This window comes from Streptomyces sp. CA-179760 (genome assembly GCF_050937045.1).
Taxonomy (GTDB): domain Bacteria; phylum Actinomycetota; class Actinomycetes; order Streptomycetales; family Streptomycetaceae; genus Streptomyces.
This window is the reverse complement of the sequence record NZ_JBNJLZ010000001.1, coordinates 325,824-343,522: the sequence shown is the minus strand read 5'-3', so window position 1 is coordinate 343,522 and position 17,699 is coordinate 325,824. Positions and strand designations below refer to the sequence as shown.

17 protein-coding genes and 1 pseudogene are annotated in these 17,699 nt (G+C 70.1%); 12 read left to right on the top strand and 6 right to left on the bottom strand.

The window, feature by feature from the left end:
- The first annotated feature begins 8 nt into the window (after positions 1–8).
- From ACQEV8_RS01675 to ACQEV8_RS01665, 3 genes are all read left to right on the top strand, one after another.
- Positions 9–1,121: an NAD(P)H-dependent flavin oxidoreductase gene (locus tag ACQEV8_RS01675; protein WP_432956696.1), complete on the top strand. Its 1,113-nt coding sequence runs from the start codon at positions 9–11 to the stop codon at positions 1,119–1,121.
- Positions 1,118–2,668, top strand: a complete 1,551-nt coding sequence (locus tag ACQEV8_RS01670; RefSeq protein WP_432956693.1) for an acyl-CoA synthetase — start codon at positions 1,118–1,120, stop codon at positions 2,666–2,668. The genes ACQEV8_RS01675 and ACQEV8_RS01670 overlap by 4 nt, the downstream gene beginning before the upstream one ends.
- Before the next feature lie 101 nt (positions 2,669–2,769).
- Positions 2,770–4,029, top strand: a complete 1,260-nt coding sequence (locus ACQEV8_RS01665) for a DUF418 domain-containing protein (RefSeq protein WP_432956691.1) — start codon at positions 2,770–2,772, stop codon at positions 4,027–4,029.
- A 52-nt stretch (positions 4,030–4,081) separates the two neighbouring features.
- On the opposite strand, the gene ACQEV8_RS01660 is transcribed toward ACQEV8_RS01665, so the two are convergent.
- Entirely contained in the window at positions 4,082–6,508 is a 2,427-nt protein-coding gene (locus tag ACQEV8_RS01660; protein WP_432956689.1) for a penicillin acylase family protein, read from the bottom strand.
- A gap of 156 nt (positions 6,509–6,664) precedes the next feature.
- Between ACQEV8_RS01660 and ACQEV8_RS01655 the strand changes: the two genes are divergently transcribed.
- From ACQEV8_RS01655 to ACQEV8_RS01635, 5 genes are all read left to right on the top strand, one after another.
- Positions 6,665–8,188, top strand: a complete 1,524-nt coding sequence (locus ACQEV8_RS01655) for an acyl-CoA synthetase (RefSeq protein WP_432956687.1) — start codon at positions 6,665–6,667, stop codon at positions 8,186–8,188.
- A gap of 27 nt (positions 8,189–8,215) precedes the next feature.
- A complete protein-coding gene (locus ACQEV8_RS01650) occupies positions 8,216–8,527 on the top strand; it encodes a trypco2 family protein (protein WP_432956686.1) in 312 nt (103 codons plus the stop codon).
- Positions 8,528–8,537: 10 nt separating this feature from the next.
- Positions 8,538–8,780: a hypothetical protein gene (locus ACQEV8_RS01645; RefSeq protein ID WP_432956684.1), complete on the top strand. Its 243-nt coding sequence runs from the start codon at positions 8,538–8,540 to the stop codon at positions 8,778–8,780.
- 101 nt (positions 8,781–8,881) lie between these two features.
- A complete protein-coding gene (locus ACQEV8_RS01640; protein ID WP_432956683.1) occupies positions 8,882–10,861 on the top strand; it encodes a DUF4158 domain-containing protein in 1,980 nt (659 codons plus the stop codon).
- Positions 10,810–11,193 (top strand): hypothetical protein, encoded by a 384-nt coding sequence (locus ACQEV8_RS01635; protein WP_432973403.1) that lies wholly within the window; start codon positions 10,810–10,812, stop codon positions 11,191–11,193. Before ACQEV8_RS01640 ends, ACQEV8_RS01635 begins: the two co-directional genes overlap by 52 nt.
- Before the next feature lie 186 nt (positions 11,194–11,379).
- Here the strand turns inward: ACQEV8_RS01635 and ACQEV8_RS01630 are convergent, their stop codons facing one another.
- Entirely contained in the window at positions 11,380–11,757 is a 378-nt protein-coding gene (locus ACQEV8_RS01630; protein WP_432956681.1) for a MerR family transcriptional regulator, read from the bottom strand.
- A 123-nt stretch (positions 11,758–11,880) separates the two neighbouring features.
- On the opposite strand from ACQEV8_RS01630, the gene ACQEV8_RS01625 reads away from it, so the two are divergent.
- Positions 11,881–12,822 carry an aromatic alcohol reductase gene (locus ACQEV8_RS01625; protein ID WP_432956680.1) on the top strand — a complete coding sequence of 314 codons (942 nt, stop codon included), beginning with the start codon at positions 11,881–11,883 and terminating at the stop codon, positions 12,820–12,822.
- 169 nt (positions 12,823–12,991) lie between these two features.
- Here ACQEV8_RS01625 and ACQEV8_RS01620 read toward each other — a convergent pair whose 3' ends face one another.
- Positions 12,992–13,861 (bottom strand): recombinase family protein, encoded by an 870-nt coding sequence (locus tag ACQEV8_RS01620; protein WP_432956678.1) that lies wholly within the window; start codon positions 13,859–13,861, stop codon positions 12,992–12,994.
- A 204-nt stretch (positions 13,862–14,065) separates the two neighbouring features.
- Here ACQEV8_RS01620 and ACQEV8_RS01615 point away from each other — a divergent pair.
- Positions 14,066–14,368: pseudogene (locus ACQEV8_RS01615) on the top strand (AraC family transcriptional regulator); the annotation flags it as partial.
- Positions 14,369–14,517: 149 nt separating this feature from the next.
- Here the strand turns inward: ACQEV8_RS01615 and ACQEV8_RS01610 are convergent.
- The 3 genes from ACQEV8_RS01610 to ACQEV8_RS01600 all read right to left on the bottom strand — a co-directional run bounded on the left by ACQEV8_RS01610 (position 14,518) and on the right by ACQEV8_RS01600 (position 16,183).
- Positions 14,518–14,871, bottom strand: a complete 354-nt coding sequence (locus ACQEV8_RS01610) for a hypothetical protein (RefSeq protein ID WP_432956675.1) — start codon at positions 14,869–14,871, stop codon at positions 14,518–14,520.
- Between the two features lie 80 nt (positions 14,872–14,951).
- A complete protein-coding gene (locus ACQEV8_RS01605; RefSeq protein ID WP_432956673.1) occupies positions 14,952–15,662 on the bottom strand; it encodes a maleylpyruvate isomerase family mycothiol-dependent enzyme in 711 nt (236 codons plus the stop codon).
- A gap of 11 nt (positions 15,663–15,673) precedes the next feature.
- Entirely contained in the window at positions 15,674–16,183 is a 510-nt protein-coding gene (locus tag ACQEV8_RS01600; RefSeq protein WP_432972317.1) for an N-acetyltransferase family protein, read from the bottom strand.
- A gap of 389 nt (positions 16,184–16,572) precedes the next feature.
- On the opposite strand from ACQEV8_RS01600, the gene ACQEV8_RS01595 reads away from it, so the two are divergent.
- Positions 16,573–16,773 (top strand): hypothetical protein, encoded by a 201-nt coding sequence (locus tag ACQEV8_RS01595; protein ID WP_432956671.1) that lies wholly within the window; start codon positions 16,573–16,575, stop codon positions 16,771–16,773.
- A gap of 45 nt (positions 16,774–16,818) precedes the next feature.
- Complete coding sequence (locus ACQEV8_RS01590; protein ID WP_432956670.1) at positions 16,819–17,670, top strand: alpha/beta fold hydrolase; 852 nt, start codon at positions 16,819–16,821, stop codon at positions 17,668–17,670.
- The last annotated feature ends 29 nt before the right edge of the window (positions 17,671–17,699 follow it).

The following is a 17,699-nucleotide window of genomic DNA, read 5'->3' as shown; positions in this document are numbered from 1 at the left end:
CTTCGCCCATGCAGACGGAGCTGAGCCAGAAACTGGGAGTCGAGCACGCCGTCTTCGGCTTCACGCCGTTCCCCGCCGTCGCCGCGGCCATCAGCAGGGCAGGCGGCTTCGGCGTGCTCGGCGCGGTCCGCTACACCGCGCCCGACGAGCTCAAACGCGACCTGGACTGGATCGAGGCACACGTGGACGGCCGGCCGTACGGCCTGGACGTCGTGATGCCGGCGAAGAAGGTCGAGGGTGTGACCGAAGCCGACGTCGAGGCGATGATCCCCGAGGCGCATCGGCAGTTCGTCCTGGACACCCTCGCCAAGCACGGCGTGCCCGAGCTCGCCGAGGGCGAGGCGTCCGGCTGGCGTATCACCGGCTGGATGGAGCAGGTCGCCCGCAGCCAGCTCGACGTCGCCTTCGACTACCCGATCAGGCTCCTGGCCAACGCCCTCGGCTCCCCGCCCGCCGACGTCATCGCACGCGCCCACGACCAGGACGTACTGGTCGCGGCCCTCGCGGGCAGCGCCCGGCACGCCCGCAAGCACCAGGAAGCCGGGATCGACATCGTCGTGGCGCAGGGCTACGAGGCCGGTGGCCACACCGGCGAGATCGCCTCCATGGTGCTCACCCCCGAGGTCGTCGACGCCGTCGCCCCGCTGCCCGTGCTGGCCGCCGGCGGCATCGGCAGCGGACAGCAGGTGGCCGCCGCGCTCAGCCTCGGGGCTCAGGGTGTGTGGCTGGGCTCCATATGGCTGACCACCACGGAAGCGGACCTCCACTCGCCCGCCCTGACCCGCAAACTGCTCGCGGCCGGCTCCGGCGACACCGTCCGCTCCCGCGCCCTGACGGGGAAGCCCGCTCGCCAGTTGCGCACCGAGTGGACCGACGCCTGGGACGACCCGGCCGGGCCCGGCACCCTGCCCATGCCGTTGCAGGGCCTGCTGGTCGCCGAGGCCGTCTCGCGCATCCAGAAGCACGAGGTCGAACCGCTGCTCGGCACCCCGGTCGGGCAGATCGTCGGCCGCATGAACAGTGAACGCAGCGTCCAGGCCGTCCTCGACGACCTCACCCGCGGCTTCGAACAGGCCGTGGACCGCGTCAACCGCATCGCCGGAAGGAGCGGCCAGTCGTGAGCACACCCGCAGTGGGCTTCTGGGCCCAGGCCACACAGGACCCCGGCCGCAGCGTGCTCGTCGCGCCCGACGGCGAGGAGTGGACCGCCGGACGCCTGCACGCCGCCGCCAACCGGCTCGTGCACGGCCTGCGCGCGGCCGGACTCGAACGTGGCGACACCTTCGCCGTGGTCCTGCCCAACGGCGTCGAGTTCCTGACCGCCTATCTGGCCGCCAGCCAGGCCGGGTTCTACCTCGTCCCGGTCAACCACCACCTGGTCGGACCGGAGATCGCGTGGATCGTCTCCGACTCCGGCGCCAAGGTCCTCCTCGCCCACGAGCGCTTCGCGGACGCGGCACGCCACGCCGCCGACGAGGCGGGCCTCCCGGCCACCCACCGGTACGCCGTAGGCGCGGTCCAGGGATTCCGGCCTCACGCCGAACTCCTCGACGGACAGCCCGAGTCGGCGCCCGCCGACCGCACCCTCGGCTGGGTCATGAACTACACCTCGGGCACCACCGGCCGCCCCCGCGGCATCCGGCGCCCCCTGCCCGGCAAGCCGCCGGAGGAGGCCTACCTGGGCGGTTTCCTCGGCATCTTCGGCATCCGGCCGTTCGGCGGCAACGTGCACCTGGTGTGCTCGCCGCTCTACCACACAGCCGTCCTGCAGTTCGCCGGCGCGTCCCTGCACATCGGCCACCGGCTGGTCCTGATGGACAAGTGGACGCCCCAGGAGATGCTCCGCCTCATCGACCACCACCGCTGCACCCACACCCATATGGTCCCCACCCAGTTCCACCGTCTGCTGGCCCTGCCCGACGAGGAGAAGGACCGCTACGACGTCTCCGCCATGCGGCACGCCATCCACGGCGCCGCGCCCTGCCCCGACCACGTGAAGCGGGCCATGCTCGACTGGTGGGGCCCCTGTGTCGAGGAGTACTACGCGGCCAGCGAGGGCGGCGGCGCCTTCGCCACCGCGGAGGACTGGCTGAAGAAGCCCGGCACGGTCGGCAAGGCCTGGCCCATCAGCGAACTCGCGATCTTCGACGACGACGGCAACCGGCTGCCGCCCGGTGAACTCGGCACCGTCTACATGAAGATGAACACCGGCGGCTTCTCGTACCACAAGGACGAGGCCAAGACCCGCAAGAACCGCATCGGCGACTTCTTCACCGTCGGTGACCTCGGCCACCTCGACGAGGACGGCTATCTCTTCCTGCGCGACCGCAAGATCGACCTGATCATCTCCGGCGGCGTCAACATCTACCCGGCCGAGATCGAGTCGGCCCTGCTCGCCCACCCCGCCGTCGCGGACGCCGCCGTCTTCGGAATCCCGCACGACGACTGGGGCGAGGAGGTCAAGGCGGTCGTCGAGGCGGCCCCCGGACACCGGGCCGGACCCGCCCTCGCGGCCGACCTCCTCGACCACTGCGCGCACCGGCTCGCCGGCTACAAGCGGCCCCGGAGCGTCGACTTCATCACCGAGATGCCCCGCGACCCCAACGGCAAGCTGTACAAGCGGCGGCTGCGGGAGCCGTACTGGGAGGGCCGGAACCGACCGGTGTGAGGTGCGCGGCGGCTTTGGTCGCACGGACGTCATCCTTTGGTCGAAGGGCGCTCGCCCTCCGGCCGATGTCCCGCCGCGTCCCGCTTTCCTAGCTTGACGACATGACGATCGCGACCGAAGAGGGACCGCTGCGGCGGGGAGGCGTACGGCCGGGCGAGCGGGCACTCGCCCCCGATCTCGCACGCGGGATCATGCTGCTGGGCATCGTGCTGTCCAACACCGCCTTCCACCTCTGGGCGGCCCCGCGCGGGCCCTCCGGATGGCAGCCCGTGGACGGCTCGTGGCTGGACCACGCCGTGCAGTTCACCATGATCATCGTGCTCGACCTGCGGGTCTATCCGCTCTTCGCCTTCCTGTTCGGCTACGGCATGACGCAGCTCTACCTCCGCCAGACCGCCGCCGGCACCGGCCCGCGCGACGCCGCGAAGGTCCTGCGCAGGCGCAGCCTCTGGCTGATCGTCATCGGCCTGACGCACGCCGTCCTGCTGATGGCGGGGGACATCATCGGCTTCTACGGAGTCCTGAGCCTCGTCCTCGGCCTGGCCTTCCTGCGACGCGGCGAACGCGCCCTGAAGTGGTGGATCGGGATCGGAGTCGCCCTGATCGTGCTCGTCTCGGCCGGGCCGGCTCTCTCGGCCCTGCTCCGGGGCGAAGTGGGCACGTTCGGCGACGCCGGGGCCGATCCGGGCTTCACGGCGTACGCAGCGCAGGAGGAGAACTGGCTCACCGCGGCGGGGACCCGACTCCAGACCGGCCTGTTCGTCACCTTCGTCGCCGCCCCGCTGACCCTCGTCGGCGGCGGGTTCATCCTCTTCCTGCTCGGCTTCCTGGCCGCACGGCGCCGCATCCTGGAGGAACCGGGCCGCCACCGGCCGCTGTTGCGCCGGACGGCGGTGCTCGGCATCGCGGTCGGCTGGCTCGGCGCGCTGCCCGCCGCACTCGCCCACATCGGCGTCCTCCACGTGCCGGACGACACGCAGAGCGAGTCCGGAGCGCTCACGGTGCTCCGCGACATCACCGGCAACGCCGCGGGCCTCGGTTATGTCGCGGCCGTCGCCCTCTTCGCGCACTGGTGGACCACTCGCACGACCCGGCGCGGTGCGACGGCGGTGACCGCGGTGGCCTCCGTCGGCAAACGCTCCCTGTCCTGCTACCTCGCCCACTCGCTGCTCTTCGCCCCGGTGCTGGCCGCCTGGGGGCTCGGCCTCGGCGAGCACTTGGGCAGCGCCACCATGGCGCTCTTCGCGCTTGCCGTCTGGCTGGTCACGGTGGCCGGAGCGTACGTCCTGGAACGAGCCGGCCACCGCGGCCCCGCCGAAACGGTGCTGCGCCGGCTGATGTACGGCCGCCGGGCGGGATGAACGGGGTGCCGCCCCACCCTTCGACGCGGGAGCGGCACCCCACCCGACACGGTCAGTGCCGCTCGTGCACCCGGACGACCTTCAGCTTCGGCGAGGACAGGATGTCCTTCTCGCAGAAGCGCGACGTCACCCACTTCTCACCGGAGAAAAGGCGCGTCTGATCGGCGAAGTGCGGCGACTCTGGGTTCGACGACTGGGAGTACGTCAGCAGGGTGCGGGCCACCGGACAGCGACTGCCGTCCCAGCCCACCGCCTGGAGATGGCTGGAGCCGAACGGCACCTCCGTGTAGCCCCCGCCGGCCGCGTCCCACGTCGGCTGGATCACGTTCCACACGCCGAGCTGCCCCGCACCGCCCGGCACCGGAAGGCGTTCGCCGTCGCGGACGACGAACTGGTGCGAGCCGAGCGGCGCGTCGAGCGCGATGCCGGCGGCCCGCAGCTCCGTCATCGTGTCGGCGAGGGCGGTGGCCAGGCCGGGAGCGTCCGAGTTCAGCGTGTTCGGCGTTCGTACCGGATCGGCCGCCGAGAACGGCACTTTCCACAACTGGCCCGGTGGCACCGCCTGTTCCAGCCTCCGCCAGAACCGGTCGAAGAGCAGCGCGCCCCGGCTCCCGGTGTCCATGGTGCGGTCCCACGCCTTCAGCACCCCGCAGGCCTCCGACACGTCGACGGATGTGCCGTCGCTGCCCGTCGCCCTGCCGCCGGGCAGCGCGGCGCACGCCCGTGCCACGCCCTCGGCGGCGAGATCGCCCGCGGGCACCCTGTTGGCGAACTGCTGCCGCTGCAGGTCGCGCACGGTCAGACGGCCCTTGTCCGCCATCGCAGCCACGTCTTCTATCCCGCCGCGCGTGCGCAGGCCGAGCTGCGTGCCCACCGTGCCGAAGACCCGCTCGTAGCCGGTGATCGGCCGGTCGGCGTTGGTCATCCACGCGGTGCCGTTCGAGTTCTCCACGTACGGAGCGTTCTCCAGCGTCGGCATCCTCGCCGGGCCGAAGATGCCCGGCACCACGGCACCGGGATCGCTGCCGAGGGCGCAGTCGCCGCGCGAGCCGTCGAGGATCGCGATGCCCGACGCCGGATACGTGGTCCGGCCGAGCTCCGTCGAGCAGCGCTCCGCCAGCCCGTCCGTGATCCGGGGGAGCACCTGGGACTGGGTGTAGAGGGAGTGTCCCGCCCGGTCGGCGGCGATCGTGTTCACCCAGGGGATGCCCTGGTGCCGCGCGAGTGAGGCGCGGACCTCGTCCGTGCTCCGCGCCTTGCTGAAACCGAGCGAGGTGTCGGAGAAGCGGAGGTTGGAGGCGTTCGGGTCGTACAGGGCGTACGCCGTCGTGCTGGTCCACGGCAGCGGGACCTGGCCGCTGAGCGAGGTGACGACCGGCCCGTAGCGGGTCCACCACTGGGTGCGGGTCACCGGCGCGCCGTCCTTCACCGCGACCGTCACGATCCGCTTCTTCATCCGCTCCGGCTCACCGTCCACGAGGTACGTCGTGGGATCGGCCGGATCCAGCGTCAGCCGGTGGAAGCTGGCTGGAACGCCGGTCGAGACGGTGTGGCTCCACGCCACATGTGCGTTGAACCCGATGGAGATCGCCGGGGTGCCGAGCAGGGAGCCGCCGGAGACGTTCAGCTCGCCGGGGATCGTCTGCTGCGACTGCCAGAACCGGCGCCCGCCCTCCCAGGGATAGTGCGGGTTGCCCAGCAGCAGACCGCGGCCGTTCGCCGTGGTGTCGCCGCGGAAGGCGACCGCGTTGGAGCCCATGCCGGGGTCGCCCCACAGCTCGTCCGCCGCCTTCGCCACGGCCTTCACGTCCGGCTTGCGGACGGAGGGGCCGCTCGCGGCGGGCGTTGCTCCGGTCGGGGGCTTCGCGGTCGTGATCGTGTCCACGAAGCGCCCCTCGCCGGAGATCGAGGCGATGGCGAGACCGCGGGCGGCCACGTCGAGCTCGGTGACCGGACGGACCCAGGAGGCGCCCGCACAGGCGGGATCCGTGGTCTTGTTCTTCTTCAGCCAGGCGTTGTACCCGGCCGCCCAGCCCTGCATCATGTCCCGCACCTCGCCGCTCGGGCCCACGGGAGCGGGCTCGGCGAGCGTCTTCTCCACGGTGCGGCTCTCCCGGACCCCGCGGAAGTACAGATCACTGGCGAGGTTCGTCCTGGCCCCGGAGAGGGCGCCGTCGGCCGCCGCGTCGGCACCGAAGTACCGGGAGCGCTCGCCCCGCAGGGTCACGAACCCGTCGGCGAGCGTGCAGACCTCGTCGGCGGCCTGCGCCCAGCCCGTGCCGAAGCCCAGGTCGGCGTAGTTCTTCGCGAGGATGTGAGGGATGCCGTACTCGGTGTAGCGGATGACGGCGGACAGGCCGTCGCGGGAAGGGTGCTGCTCCGCACGCCCCGGGCCCGGGGCGGCGGCCGCGGGTAACGCGGACGCGGCCGTGAACAGGGCCGTGGCCCCGAGGACGAGGCGTCTCAGGCGGTTGCGCATGGTGCCCTCCAACATCGTTGAGGGTAAGGAGACATGAGCGTACAAATGTTCTGCGTTCATACGTCAGTACCATCACACCGGACGCCTCTGACGGCGGCAGGGTTGAGCCGGTCGGTCCTTGACCTCCCCGGGCGGCCCGACCGAGGATCACTTGTCATGACGACGCCCGGACACGGCAGCACGGTCGACGGAGTCCTACGGCGCAGCGCCCGGCGCACACCGGCGCGCATCGCGGTGGAGTACGGCGAGCGCACCTGGACCTACGACGAACTCGACACCGCGGTCTCCCGCGCGGCGAGTGTCCTCCTCGACCAGGGCCTGTGCCCCGGGGACCGGGTCGGCGCCTACGGCCACAACTCTGACGCCTACCTGATCGCCTTCCTGGCCTGCGCCCGGGCCGGCCTGGTGCACGTACCCGTCAACCAGAACCTCACCGGAGACGACCTCGCCTACATCGTCGGCCAGTCCGGCAGCTCCCTGGTCCTCGCCGACCCGGACCTCGCCGGCCGGCTCCCCGACGGAGTACGGACATCGCCCCTGCGCGACGCCGGCGATTCGCTGCTCGCGCGGCTGGCCGAGGCGCCCGTGTACGACGGCCCCGAGCCGCGCCCCGAAGACCTCGTGCAACTGCTGTACACCTCTGGGACGACCGCGCTGCCCAAGGGCGCGATGATGACGCACCGGGCCCTGGTGCACGAGTACCTGAGCGCCATCTCGGCCCTCGACCTCAGTGCGGGCGACCGCCCCGCGCACTCGCTGCCCCTGTACCACTCGGCGCAGATGCACGTCTTCCTGCTGCCCTACCTCGCGGTCGGTGCGACGAACCTCGTCCTCGACGCACCCGACGGCGACCGGCTCCTCGACCTGGTCGAAGCGGGCCGCGTGGACAGTCTGTTCGCCCCGCCCACCGTCTGGATCGCCCTGTCCAACCGCCCCGACTTCGCCACCCGCGACCTGAGCGGACTGCGCAAGGCCTACTACGGGGCGTCGGTCATGCCGGTCCCCGTACTGGAACGGCTGAAGGAACGCCTCCCGAAGCTGGCCTTCTACAACTGCTTCGGCCAGAGCGAGATCGGCCCCCTCGCCACGGTCCTCGCCCCCGAGGAGCACAAGGGCCGCATGGACTCCTGCGGCCGTACCGTGCTGTTCGTCGACGCGCGCGTGGTCGACGAGGACGGCGAGGACGTACCCGACGGCAGCCCGGGTGAGATCGTGTACCGCTCCCCGCAACTGTGCGAGGGCTACTGGGACAAGCCCGAGGAGACCGCCGAGGCCTTCCGCGACGGCTGGTTCCGCTCCGGCGACCTCGCGGTCCGCGACGCGCACGGCTACTTCACGATCGTCGACCGGGTGAAGGACGTCATCAACTCCGGCGGCGTCCTGGTCGCCTCCCGCCAGGTCGAAGATGCCCTGTACACCCACCCCCGGGTCGCCGAGGTCGCGGTCGTCGGCCTCCCCGACGACCGCTGGATCGAGGCCGTCACAGCCGTCGTCGTCCCGCGCGGCGAGGTCACGGAGGCGGAACTGATCGACCACGTCCGCGAGAATCTGCCGCATTTCAAGGCGCCGAAGAGAGTGCTCTTCGTGGACGAACTCCCGCGCAACGCCAGCGGGAAGATCCTCAAGCGGGAGCTCAGAAAGGACCTCGGGGGCGGGACGGGGTCGGTAGTCTCCGGGTAGCGCGGTAGCGGGCACGAGGGGGGCGTCGTGATCGAACTGTCGGACAAGATCCGTGAGTTGAGGAGCCAGCTGACCACCGCGCTCGCGGACGGCGCGGGCGAGGCCATCCGGTTCGAGGCCGGGCCCGTCGAGATCGAGGCGACCGTCGCCGTCACCCGCGAGGCCGGCGCGAACGCCAAGGTCCGGTTCTGGGGCGTCGACGCGAGCACGAAGGGCACCTACGCGAACGCGCAGACGCAACGCGTCAAACTCACCCTCACGCCCACGACCGTCCCGGTCACCGGAGGACCGCCGCAACCCGCCTGGATCGCGGGCGACGAGGCCGTCGGCGAGCGATGACCGAGCGCGTATGGTAGCCGACCAAGGGCTGGTGCCGGAGCGCGTCGCCAAGATCATCGTCACCACGAACGGCGGCTCGCGCCGCCGCGGTTCGGGGTACCTCGTCGCCGCGGGGCACGTCCTGACCGCGGCCCACGTCGTCGAGGACGCGGCGAAGGTCGAGGTCCGCTTCCAGGCCGAGCGTCCGGACGAGTCGACCGTGACGGCCCTCTCCTCCCGAAGCTGCCGCGAAGTGACAAGTAGCGCTCTGTAGCAAATCAGGGGTGAGCTTGTCTGGGTTTTCGATCCTCTGAGGTTGTTGAGGGGGCTGTTCCGCGAGGTTGGTCCGGTCACGACGACCGGAGGGAGCGCGGGGTGCGGCAGGACTGGGAGCCGGAGGATCTGATCGAGGTCTGGACGCTGCTGGAAGAGGATCAGGAGCGGCTACGTAACAAGTCGGGGGCGAACCGGCTGGGGTTCGCGTTGTTGCTGAAGTTCTTCGAGGTGGAGGCCCGGTTCCCGGAGGACGCCGGGGAGATCCCGGTGCCCGCGGTGTCGTACGTGGCCCAGCAGGTGAAGGTGCCGGCGGAGGAGTGGGCCGGTTACGACTGGTCGGGGCGGGCGATCAAGCGGCACCGGATGGAGATCCGGGGCGCGTTCGGCTTCCGTGAGTGCACCGAGGATGACCAGGCCCAGCTCGCCGAGTGGCTGGCTGCGGAGCTGTGCGGGGTGGAGCTGAACCGGGACCGGCTGGCGGAGGCCGTGGTCGTGCGGTGCCGGGGCGACCGCATGGAGCCGCCGACGCCAGGACGTGTTGCCCGGCTGGTGGGCTCGGCGGTGAAGACCTTCGAGGAACGGTTCTGCGCGGCCACCGTGGACCGTCTGTCGGTGGCGACCCGCTCCCGGCTGGACGACCTGGTCGCCGAGGACACCGGCTCGGAGGAGTCCGCGGGCGGCGGCGTCACCTTCTTCACGGAGTTGAAGGCGGACCCGGGCGCGCTGGGCCTGGACAGTCTGCTGGCGGAGGTGAACAAGCTCCAGCGGGTGCGCGCGCTGGAGCTGGCGCCGGAGTTGTTCGGGGATGTGTCGGAGAAGCTGGTGGCGGCGTGGCGGGCGCGGGCGTCGAAGGAGTACCCCTCGGACCTGCGGGCGGCGGCCTCTCCGGTGCGGTACACGCTGCTGGCCGCGCTCTGCCATGTGCGGCAGACGGAGATCACCGATTCGCTGGTGGAGCTGTTCATCCAGCTCGTGCGGCGGATCAATACGCGGGCGGAGAAGAAGGTCGAGGGCGAGTTCGCCAAGGACCTCAAGCGGGTGCGCGGCAAGGAGGGCATCCTGCTCAGGCTGGCGGAGGCGGCCGTCGCGGAGCCGGGCGGCACGGTGCGCAGGGTGATTTATCCGGTGGCCGGGGAGTCCACGTTGAAGGCGTTGGCGGCGGAGGCCGCGGCGAACGAGGCCCGTTACCGGGCGCGGGTGCGGACCGTGCTGCGCTCGTCGTACTCGGCGCACTGGCGGCGGAGGCTCTCCCCGCTGCTGGGCGCGCTGGAGCTGAAGTGCAACAACACCGCGTACCGGCCGGTGATGGACGCCATCGACCTGCTGATGAGGTACCTGGACCAGCCCATCGCCAAGGAGGGCGCCTTCTTCGACGAGTCGGAGAAGATCCCGCTGGCCGGGGTGGTGCGCGAGGAGTGGCGCAAGGCGGTGGTGGACGAGCGCGGCCGGGTCGAGCGCATCCCCTACGAGCTGTGCGTGCTGGTGTCGCTGCGGGACGCGCTGCGGCGCCGGGAGATCTGGGTGCTGGGGACGGGCCGGTGGCAGAACCCGGAGGACGATCTGCCGCCGGACTTCGAGGACAACCGCGACGTGCACTACGACGCGATCCGCCAGCCGCAGGACCCGCACGCCTTCATCGAGGCGTTGAAGAAGCGGCTGCGCGAGGCCCTGACCCGCTTCGACACTGCGCTGGAGCTGGGCACCACGGGCGGCGTGGACATCGTCAAGAAGCACGGCGAGCCGTGGATCAAGGTGTCGCCGCTGGGCAAGCAGGCAGAGCCGGAGAACCTCGTCGCGCTGAAGGCCGAGATCGAGCGGCGGTGGGGCACCATCGACCTGATCGACATCCTGAAAGAGGCCGAGTTCGCGACCGGGTTCACCTCCGAATTCGCCTCGGTGGCCACCAGGGAGGCGGTGCCGAAGGCGGTACTGCGGCGTCGGCTGCTGCTGGTGCTGTTCGCGCTGGGCACGAACATGGGCATCAAGCGGGTCGCGGTCACCGGCAAGCACGGCGAGAGCGAGGCACCGTGCCCGATACACAGGACGCCGCCCAGGAGTCTGCTGTCACCGCTTCCCTGAACGGGGGCCGTTCCCACCGCCAGGCCCGCACGGTCGACGGCGGCCGCCACGGTTTCCATCAGGGTGTCCGCCCTGCCGCCGGTCACGCGTGTCGACAGCCCCAGGTCGTCGCCCGCGAAGATGAGGACGCCGCCCACGACTTCGGCACCCACATCTCCCTCCGGGGTCACGTGGTGTCGATCAAGCCCGACGAGGGCCTGGCTGACATCGACCGGCTGTCGCGACACTTCCTCGGCAGGGACTACCCCGCCAGGGACAGCCCGCTCGTCACAGTCCACGTCGCAATCGACCGCTGGTTCGGATGGTCCGGGGGGCGCTCTCTCCAGTACTGAGCCGACTCGTCGCGAGGCCGGGAATGCCGCACGGACGGCGCGCTCAGAGGTTGCGGTGTCTCACCCGCTGCACCAATCCACAACGCATGGGTGCTGGCCAGGCGGCCGGCGTCGACGCCGTTGAGGCCGACGTCGCCCACAGGCCGGGGCCATGCCCCTCCACCCTCGGGTCCCGGGGGTTGCGAGTCACGCTGGGGTCAGCAGGTCTGCGTGGCCCGTTCGCCGGAGGTAGTCGATCACCGCGTCTCGGCTCTTCTCCAGGCACACGATCCTGTTCTCGACGACGCGCAGCTCGCGAGCGAGCTCCTCTGCCAGGGTCTGGGTGCACGCGCCTGCTGCGTCCTGGGTCGAGGGAGCCTCGATGTCCAGCACGATCTTGATCATCTTCGTCGACAGACCAGCCTCGACGAGCGCCCGGACGTGACGTGCATGCTCGACCTGGTCCTCGGAGTAGTCGCGATAACCGTTGGTCGACCGCGACGACTCGATGAGCCCCTGCTGCTCGTAGTAGCGGAGCATCCGAGCCGGGGCTCCTACTTTTTGGGCGGCCTCACTGATCTTCATCACTCGCTCCTCCTCGTCAGCCGACGACTTGACCTTGACACTGATGTCAAAGTCTACGGTGATTTTCGAGACCCCAGCGACCAGAACACACTGGGGAAAGGCGAACACGAGAGGGCCCCTCAGATGACCAACGACAGCTCGATCCCCGCCTCCCGGGACATCCTCATCATCGGAGCCGGGGAGCTCGGCATGCCCGTCATCCGCAACGTCGTCCGACGAGCGAAAGACGTGGAGGGCTCATCCGTCAGCGTGCTCCTGCGGGCCAGCGCCATCGCGTCCACGGCACCCGACAAGCAGCGCGACGTCGCTGAGATCAAGAACCTGGGCGTGAAGATCGTCGAAGGGGACCTCGTGAAGAACACCGTCGACGAGCTCGCCTCCGTCCTCGCCGACTACGACACGGTCATCGGGTGCACGGGCATCACCGCCGGCCTCGAGACACCCATGAAGGTCGCCCAAGCCGCCCTCCAGGCGAGGGTCCCGCGGTACTTCCCGTGGCAGTTCGGCGTCGACTTCGACGTCATCGGCCGAGGAAGCCCGCAGGACATCTTCGACTCCCAGCTGGACGTCCGTGACCTGCTCCGGTCCCAGGACCAGACCGAGTGGGTCATCATCTCTACCGGCATGTTCATGAACTACCTCTTCGAGCCCGGCTCGGGCATGGTGGACCTGCCCGGCGACACCGTCAACGCGCTGGGAAGTCTCGAGACGGCGGTCACCGTGACGACGCCCGAAGACATCGGCGTTCTGACCGCGGACATCCTCTTCGCCGAACCTCGCATCCGCGACGAGATCGTCTACCTCGCCGGTGACACCATCACCTACGGCGAGCTGGCCGAGACGCTCGAGACCGTGCTGGAGCGTCCGTTCCGCCGTGTGGTGTGGACGGTTCCGTCGCTGCTCGACGAGCTGGCCGCCGACCCGGACAACATGACGCGGAAGTACCGGGCGGTCTTCGCGCAGGGCCGCGGCGTCGCGTGGGCGAAGGACGACACCTACAACGCACGCCACGCGATCCCCGTGACTGACCTCCGCCAGTGGGTCGAGGAGAACCTCGCCGGCTGACGCATCCCCCAGCACCTGCGCGCGGGCGGCATCGGCCTGCAGTTCCTCACCGGCGACCTCCAGGGCAGCCATGACCCGGACGGCGTCGTCTTCACCGTGCTCGCCGCGATGTCGGGCATGGAGGCCTTGGAGTTCCAGCTCAGACACCAGCCGCAAACCAGCCGGATGATCACGTGGTTGCCGCTCTGGCGGCCTGTTCGTCGTGCTCCCGCAGCATCCGCATGACGGTGGCGGGCGAGGGGTGCTGGCCCCTCTTCGCGCCGGTGGTGATGACTAGGCGCTTGGCGATGTCGCGCAGGCTCATCTCCTGGTCGCGTAGGTGGAGGGCCATGGACAGCATGTCGTCGTCGGTCACCCCGGCGCCGCCAATGGTCTTGCCGCGCTTCCGTGCGCTCTCGTGGCCTTCGAGGGTGCGGTCGCGGATGTACTCGCGCTCCATTCCGGACATGGCCGCGAGCACGGTGAAGACGATGCCGGACGGGTCGTGGGAGCCCTTCAGCTCTCCGGTGAGGAACTCCAGACCGACGTCGCTCGCCTTCAGCTCCTCGGCGAGCATGGCGAGTTCGATGCCGCGGCCGAGCCGTTTGTGCTCGTGTACGACGAGGGTGACGGCGACGCCGGAGGAGCGGATCTCCCCGGCGAGCTTTACGGCGGCCTCCAGCTCCGGTCGCTTGGTGGCACGGGTGGAGATCTTCTCCGAGAAGATCCGGGTGACCCCGGCCTCGCCGAGGGAGTCGAGTTGTGCGTCGAGGGACTGCCGGGCGCTCGAGGCGCGGGCGTAGCCGAGGCGGACGTGTCCGACCGGGTCGGTGCCGGCGCGCACGGGCCGGGGCAGCTCGGTCCACGCCGAGCCTGGCTTGCGTACGGCGGGGGTCGGCACGCTGAGCGCCTTGGCGAGTTGGGGCACCAGGCGGAAGCGGGCGGTGTGGTACTGGATCGCCACCTTGCCCTTGCCGGTCCTGCACGGGGACCCCGCGGCGGCAGCGCAGGTGGACATCGGGCAGTCGTGCGATTCCACGCGCTTGAAGTCGTCACTCACCGCCCCGGACTGTTTCATGAGGGTGTTTCAGGCGTCCAGCTATTCGCAACAACTCATGAAACATGATTGCTGCAGGTGGACGAGCGCGCGGCCGGGTGTTTCACGAGCGATCACCTATGAAACGGCCACACCGTCCTACGTGACGGAACGTCACACGAGTAACAGAGCGCTACTTGTCACTTCGCGGCAGCTTCGGGAGGACAGGGCCTGCTCGCCCGGCTCGGGTTGCTGGATGGCATGCCGGCTTGCACAGACAAGAAGAGCCGGCCGTACGTCGAGGCCTGTGGCGTCACCGTGCTGGACGCGCCGTTCCATGCCGAGGGGAATATCGCTACGGCGGGCGGCTGCCTGGCGTCTCAGTATCTCGCCACCTGGGTGATCACCCGGGTACTCGGGGAGGACGCCGCGCGCGCCGTCATCGACTACGTGGCTCCTGTCGGCGAAAATCAGGAGACTGTCGAGCGCGCGATGCATGCCGTCCACGCGGGCGTGGTTGCACTGCGCTGACGCCTCGCAATCAGCATTTCGGGGCCGCTTGCAATCACGACGACGACTCTTGAGCGCATTGAAGGCGTGGAGTTGTCAGAGGTACGCGTGGGCCGTGGACGCGGCGAAACAAGCGGAGGCCAGGACCTGCCATTCCCTCTGGTTGACCGTCAGCTTGACTTCCTCTGCGTTGTTTCGGCGAAGGCCAGCCCTTGCAGGGCGAGTCGTTGCGTTTCGTATCGACCTTCGGTCGTGGCCTCCACGTCGAACCTGTGCGCGACCTGCGGTGGGTAGCCGATGAGTTCGAGGGCCCGGCTGGGCAGCGCCTGCTGGGACGCCTCTTCCGACTCCCACAACAGAACAGCTCCCCACCGGTTGGTGTCCGGATCGGAGAGCCACATCTTGAAGCGAAGCCCAGGCACCTCGGAGAACACGGCGACAGATTCCTCACGCAGGTACTCACGCATGGACGCGATGGTCTGTCCGGAGGCGGACAGGTCCCACCAAACGATATCGGCACGCATGGCGCTCCTTCCCTTCGAGAACGGAACTGGCTGTCGGCTGGCCACGGGCACGCGGTTACGGCGCGATGCAGGTGACGAGGTCACAGGCGGTCCAGGCGCTGTGGAGGGTGGGGAGGCCAGGGCCCGAGAGCAGACAGCTCTTCCGCCGCCACCGATGACACCACGGGTGTACGTCCGGCCAGCCAGGCCGCCAGGTCGCGCACGCCTCCGGTAACCACCGTGCCCGGCAGTCCGTCACCGACGGACCACTGGCGGCCCACGTCCTCGGCACGGACGCGTGTGCCTGCCGGAAGGCGGCTGAGGAGGAAGTCGATGGCGTGTGCGGCCAGGTCCTCGGGCCAGTCGTCCGGCCGCACGCCGAGTTCCAGATCGACCATGTGGATCCATGCCTCGCGCCAGCGTGCGAAGACGGTTGCGGCAAGGTTCGAGTTGCGGAACGTAACTGGACGGCTCCAGTCCACGTCGGTGGCGCGTGCCCAGGATGCCTCCAGCCCGGCCGTGTGCGCGGCGAGTTGCACGCGATGCTCGGCTGCGCTGCGGCGAGCCGTCGCCTCGATGATCGCGTTACGCTCGTCGACCCCGCCGTCGTAGCCCGCGACCAGTTCACCGCGCAGGGCATGTTCCGCGAGACGGGCGAACATTCTCGCGTTGTCGGTGAGATGCGCGAGGACGTGGCCGCGTGACCAGCCCGGAAGGGCGGATGCCTCGGCGACCTGCTGGTCGCTCAGTCCGGCCACGAGCCTTTCCAGTGTCCGGTGGGCTTCGAGCACAGCTGCGACAGGAGGTTGCATGACCCTCCGTCCTACAGGGCCGGGGTCTGGGTGAGGACTGCCGGGGCCTGGGCAGCGAGTTCCTTGAGTGGTTCACCGCTCAGCCGGCATACCGTCCACTCGTTCAGCAGCTCCACGCCGAGCGACTTGTAGAAGTCGATCGTGGGTTCGTTCCAGGCCAGGACCCACCACTCGAAGCGTTCGTAGCCGTTCTGTTGACAGACCGCGGCCAGGGAGGCGAGCAGAGCCTTGCCGTGTCCTCCACCTCGGGCGTGCGACCGTACGTAGAGGTCCTCCAGGTGCATGCCGCGCGTGCCGGTCCAGGTCGAGAAGCGGGGGAACCACAGGGCATAGCCCACGGCTTGCCCCGTCTCGTCGTCCTCAGCGATCAGTGCGAAAGCAGCGGGATGTTTTCCGAACAGCGCGTCGCGGAGCTGCTCCCCGGTCGCTCGGGCCTGCTCAGCAGCCCGTTCGTACTCAGCGAGTTCGCGGATCATCGCGCGGATCTCCGCGATGTCGTCCACAGTGGCGGCCCGGATCATGCCGGAGATCATCGGCCACCGTACCGAGCCGTGTCCATCCGATTCCGGCCTTCTCAGCGGCGTGAACCCGACCGTGGTCTTCGCCTCAACGGCCCAGCTGCGGAACACGTCCGCTGGGCCAACAAGAGCCTGTGGCGCATCAACACGCTTGGCGATGCTGCCGATGATGACTGCCGTCGTTGCGTTCGTCGGTGCGGCCTTCCTGATCGCCATGGTCCCAGGGCCAAGCACGGTCGTGATCCTGCGCCGAGCGGTGGTGAACGGCCGGAGGACCGGCATGGCCACGGTCCTGGGTAACGAGTGAGGGGTGCTGCTGTGGGGCCTCGCCGCGGCCTTCGGTCTCTCCACCATGGACCCGGCTCGGGCTCGCGCTGCGCTGGGAGGCCCTGGTGTCCTCGCCCGGTCCACGGCTCGAGGACACCGCCGACGCGATCGCGGCACGGGCCCTGACCCACCGCCCCGAGGTCGTCCGTGCCGCCTTCGCCCGTATCACCGCCGAGACCGGCACCCAGCCGGAGCCGGTCGCACTCGCCGCCTGGCTCGGCGCTCCCGACGGACTTCCCGACCTGCCGTCCCCGCACCCGCTCTGACAACTCCGTTGCCACCGACCACGCCTGCGCCCGATGATCGACCGCATGCCGGTCTTCAGCGCCACCGACGGGACCCGACTCGCCTGCCACATCCGCGGCGAGGGCGAGCCTCTCGTCGTGTTGCCCGGCGGCCCGATGCGGGCTTCCGCGTACCTCGGGAACCTGGGCGGCCTGGACGCGCACCGGCAGTTGGTCCTCCTGGACCTGCGCGGCACGGGGCGGTCCGAGATCCCGGCGGATCCCGAGACGTACCGCTGCGATCGGCTCGTGGACGACGTCGAGGCGTTGCGGCGGCACCTGGGCCTCGAGCGGATGGACGTGCTCGCGCACTCGGCGGGCGGGAGTCTCGCCATGCTCTACGCGGCCCGCCATCCGGACCGGCTGGGACGGCTGGCGCTGGTCACCACCACCCCTTGGGCGCTGGGTCTGCCGGCGACGGCCGAGGACCGGCTGGCGGCGGCCCGGCTGCGCGAACCGGAGCCTTGGTTCACGGACGCCTTCCTGGCGTTCGAGGCCTGGCTGGCCGGCACCGGGGACTTCGACCCCGTGTTCCTCCCGTTCTTCTACGGACGCTGGGACGACGCCGCCCAGGCCCACGCCGACCGAGAGGAGGGCGAGACCAACGACGACGCGGCAGACCTCTACGGCGCGGACGGCGCATACGACCCGGACACGACCCGGACCGCGCTCGCCCGCGTCACCGCCCCAGTGCTCGTCCTGGCCGGCGAGGTCGATGGCGGCCCGCGTCCCGGTCTTGCCCGGCATGCCGCCGAGGCCTTCCCGGCGGGCGAGTTCGCGGTGCAGCCGGGGGCGGGGCACTACCCGTGGCTGGACGACCCGGCGTGGTTCGTGCGACGCGTGACCGCCTTCCTCTCCGGCTCCTCCGGACAGGAGTAAGGCCTCCTTCTGCTGTCGCCAGAGATGGC

Excerpts from the sequence above, each read along its gene's own strand:
- ACQEV8_RS01645 (WP_432956684.1), top strand. The coding sequence starts at position 8,538 with ATGGTAGCCGACCAAGGGCTGGTGCCGGAGCGCGTCGCCAAGATCATC.
- ACQEV8_RS01625 (WP_432956680.1), top strand. The coding sequence starts at position 11,881 with ATGACCAACGACAGCTCGATCCCCGCCTCCCGGGACATCCTCATCATC.
- ACQEV8_RS01600 (WP_432972317.1), bottom strand. The coding sequence starts at position 16,183 with ATGATCCGGGCCGCCACTGTGGACGACATCGCGGAGATCCGCGCGATG.
- ACQEV8_RS01675 (WP_432956696.1), top strand. The coding sequence starts at position 9 with ATGCAGACGGAGCTGAGCCAGAAACTGGGAGTCGAGCACGCCGTCTTC.
- ACQEV8_RS01660 (WP_432956689.1), bottom strand. The coding sequence starts at position 6,508 with ATGCGCAACCGCCTGAGACGCCTCGTCCTCGGGGCCACGGCCCTGTTC.
- ACQEV8_RS01630 (WP_432956681.1), bottom strand. The coding sequence starts at position 11,757 with ATGAAGATCAGTGAGGCCGCCCAAAAAGTAGGAGCCCCGGCTCGGATG.
- ACQEV8_RS01590 (WP_432956670.1), top strand. The coding sequence starts at position 16,819 with ATGCCGGTCTTCAGCGCCACCGACGGGACCCGACTCGCCTGCCACATC.
- ACQEV8_RS01605 (WP_432956673.1), bottom strand. The coding sequence starts at position 15,662 with ATGCAACCTCCTGTCGCAGCTGTGCTCGAAGCCCACCGGACACTGGAA.
- ACQEV8_RS01610 (WP_432956675.1), bottom strand. The coding sequence starts at position 14,871 with ATGCGTGCCGATATCGTTTGGTGGGACCTGTCCGCCTCCGGACAGACC.
- ACQEV8_RS01665 (WP_432956691.1), top strand. The coding sequence starts at position 2,770 with ATGACGATCGCGACCGAAGAGGGACCGCTGCGGCGGGGAGGCGTACGG.
- ACQEV8_RS01655 (WP_432956687.1), top strand. The coding sequence starts at position 6,665 with ATGACGACGCCCGGACACGGCAGCACGGTCGACGGAGTCCTACGGCGC.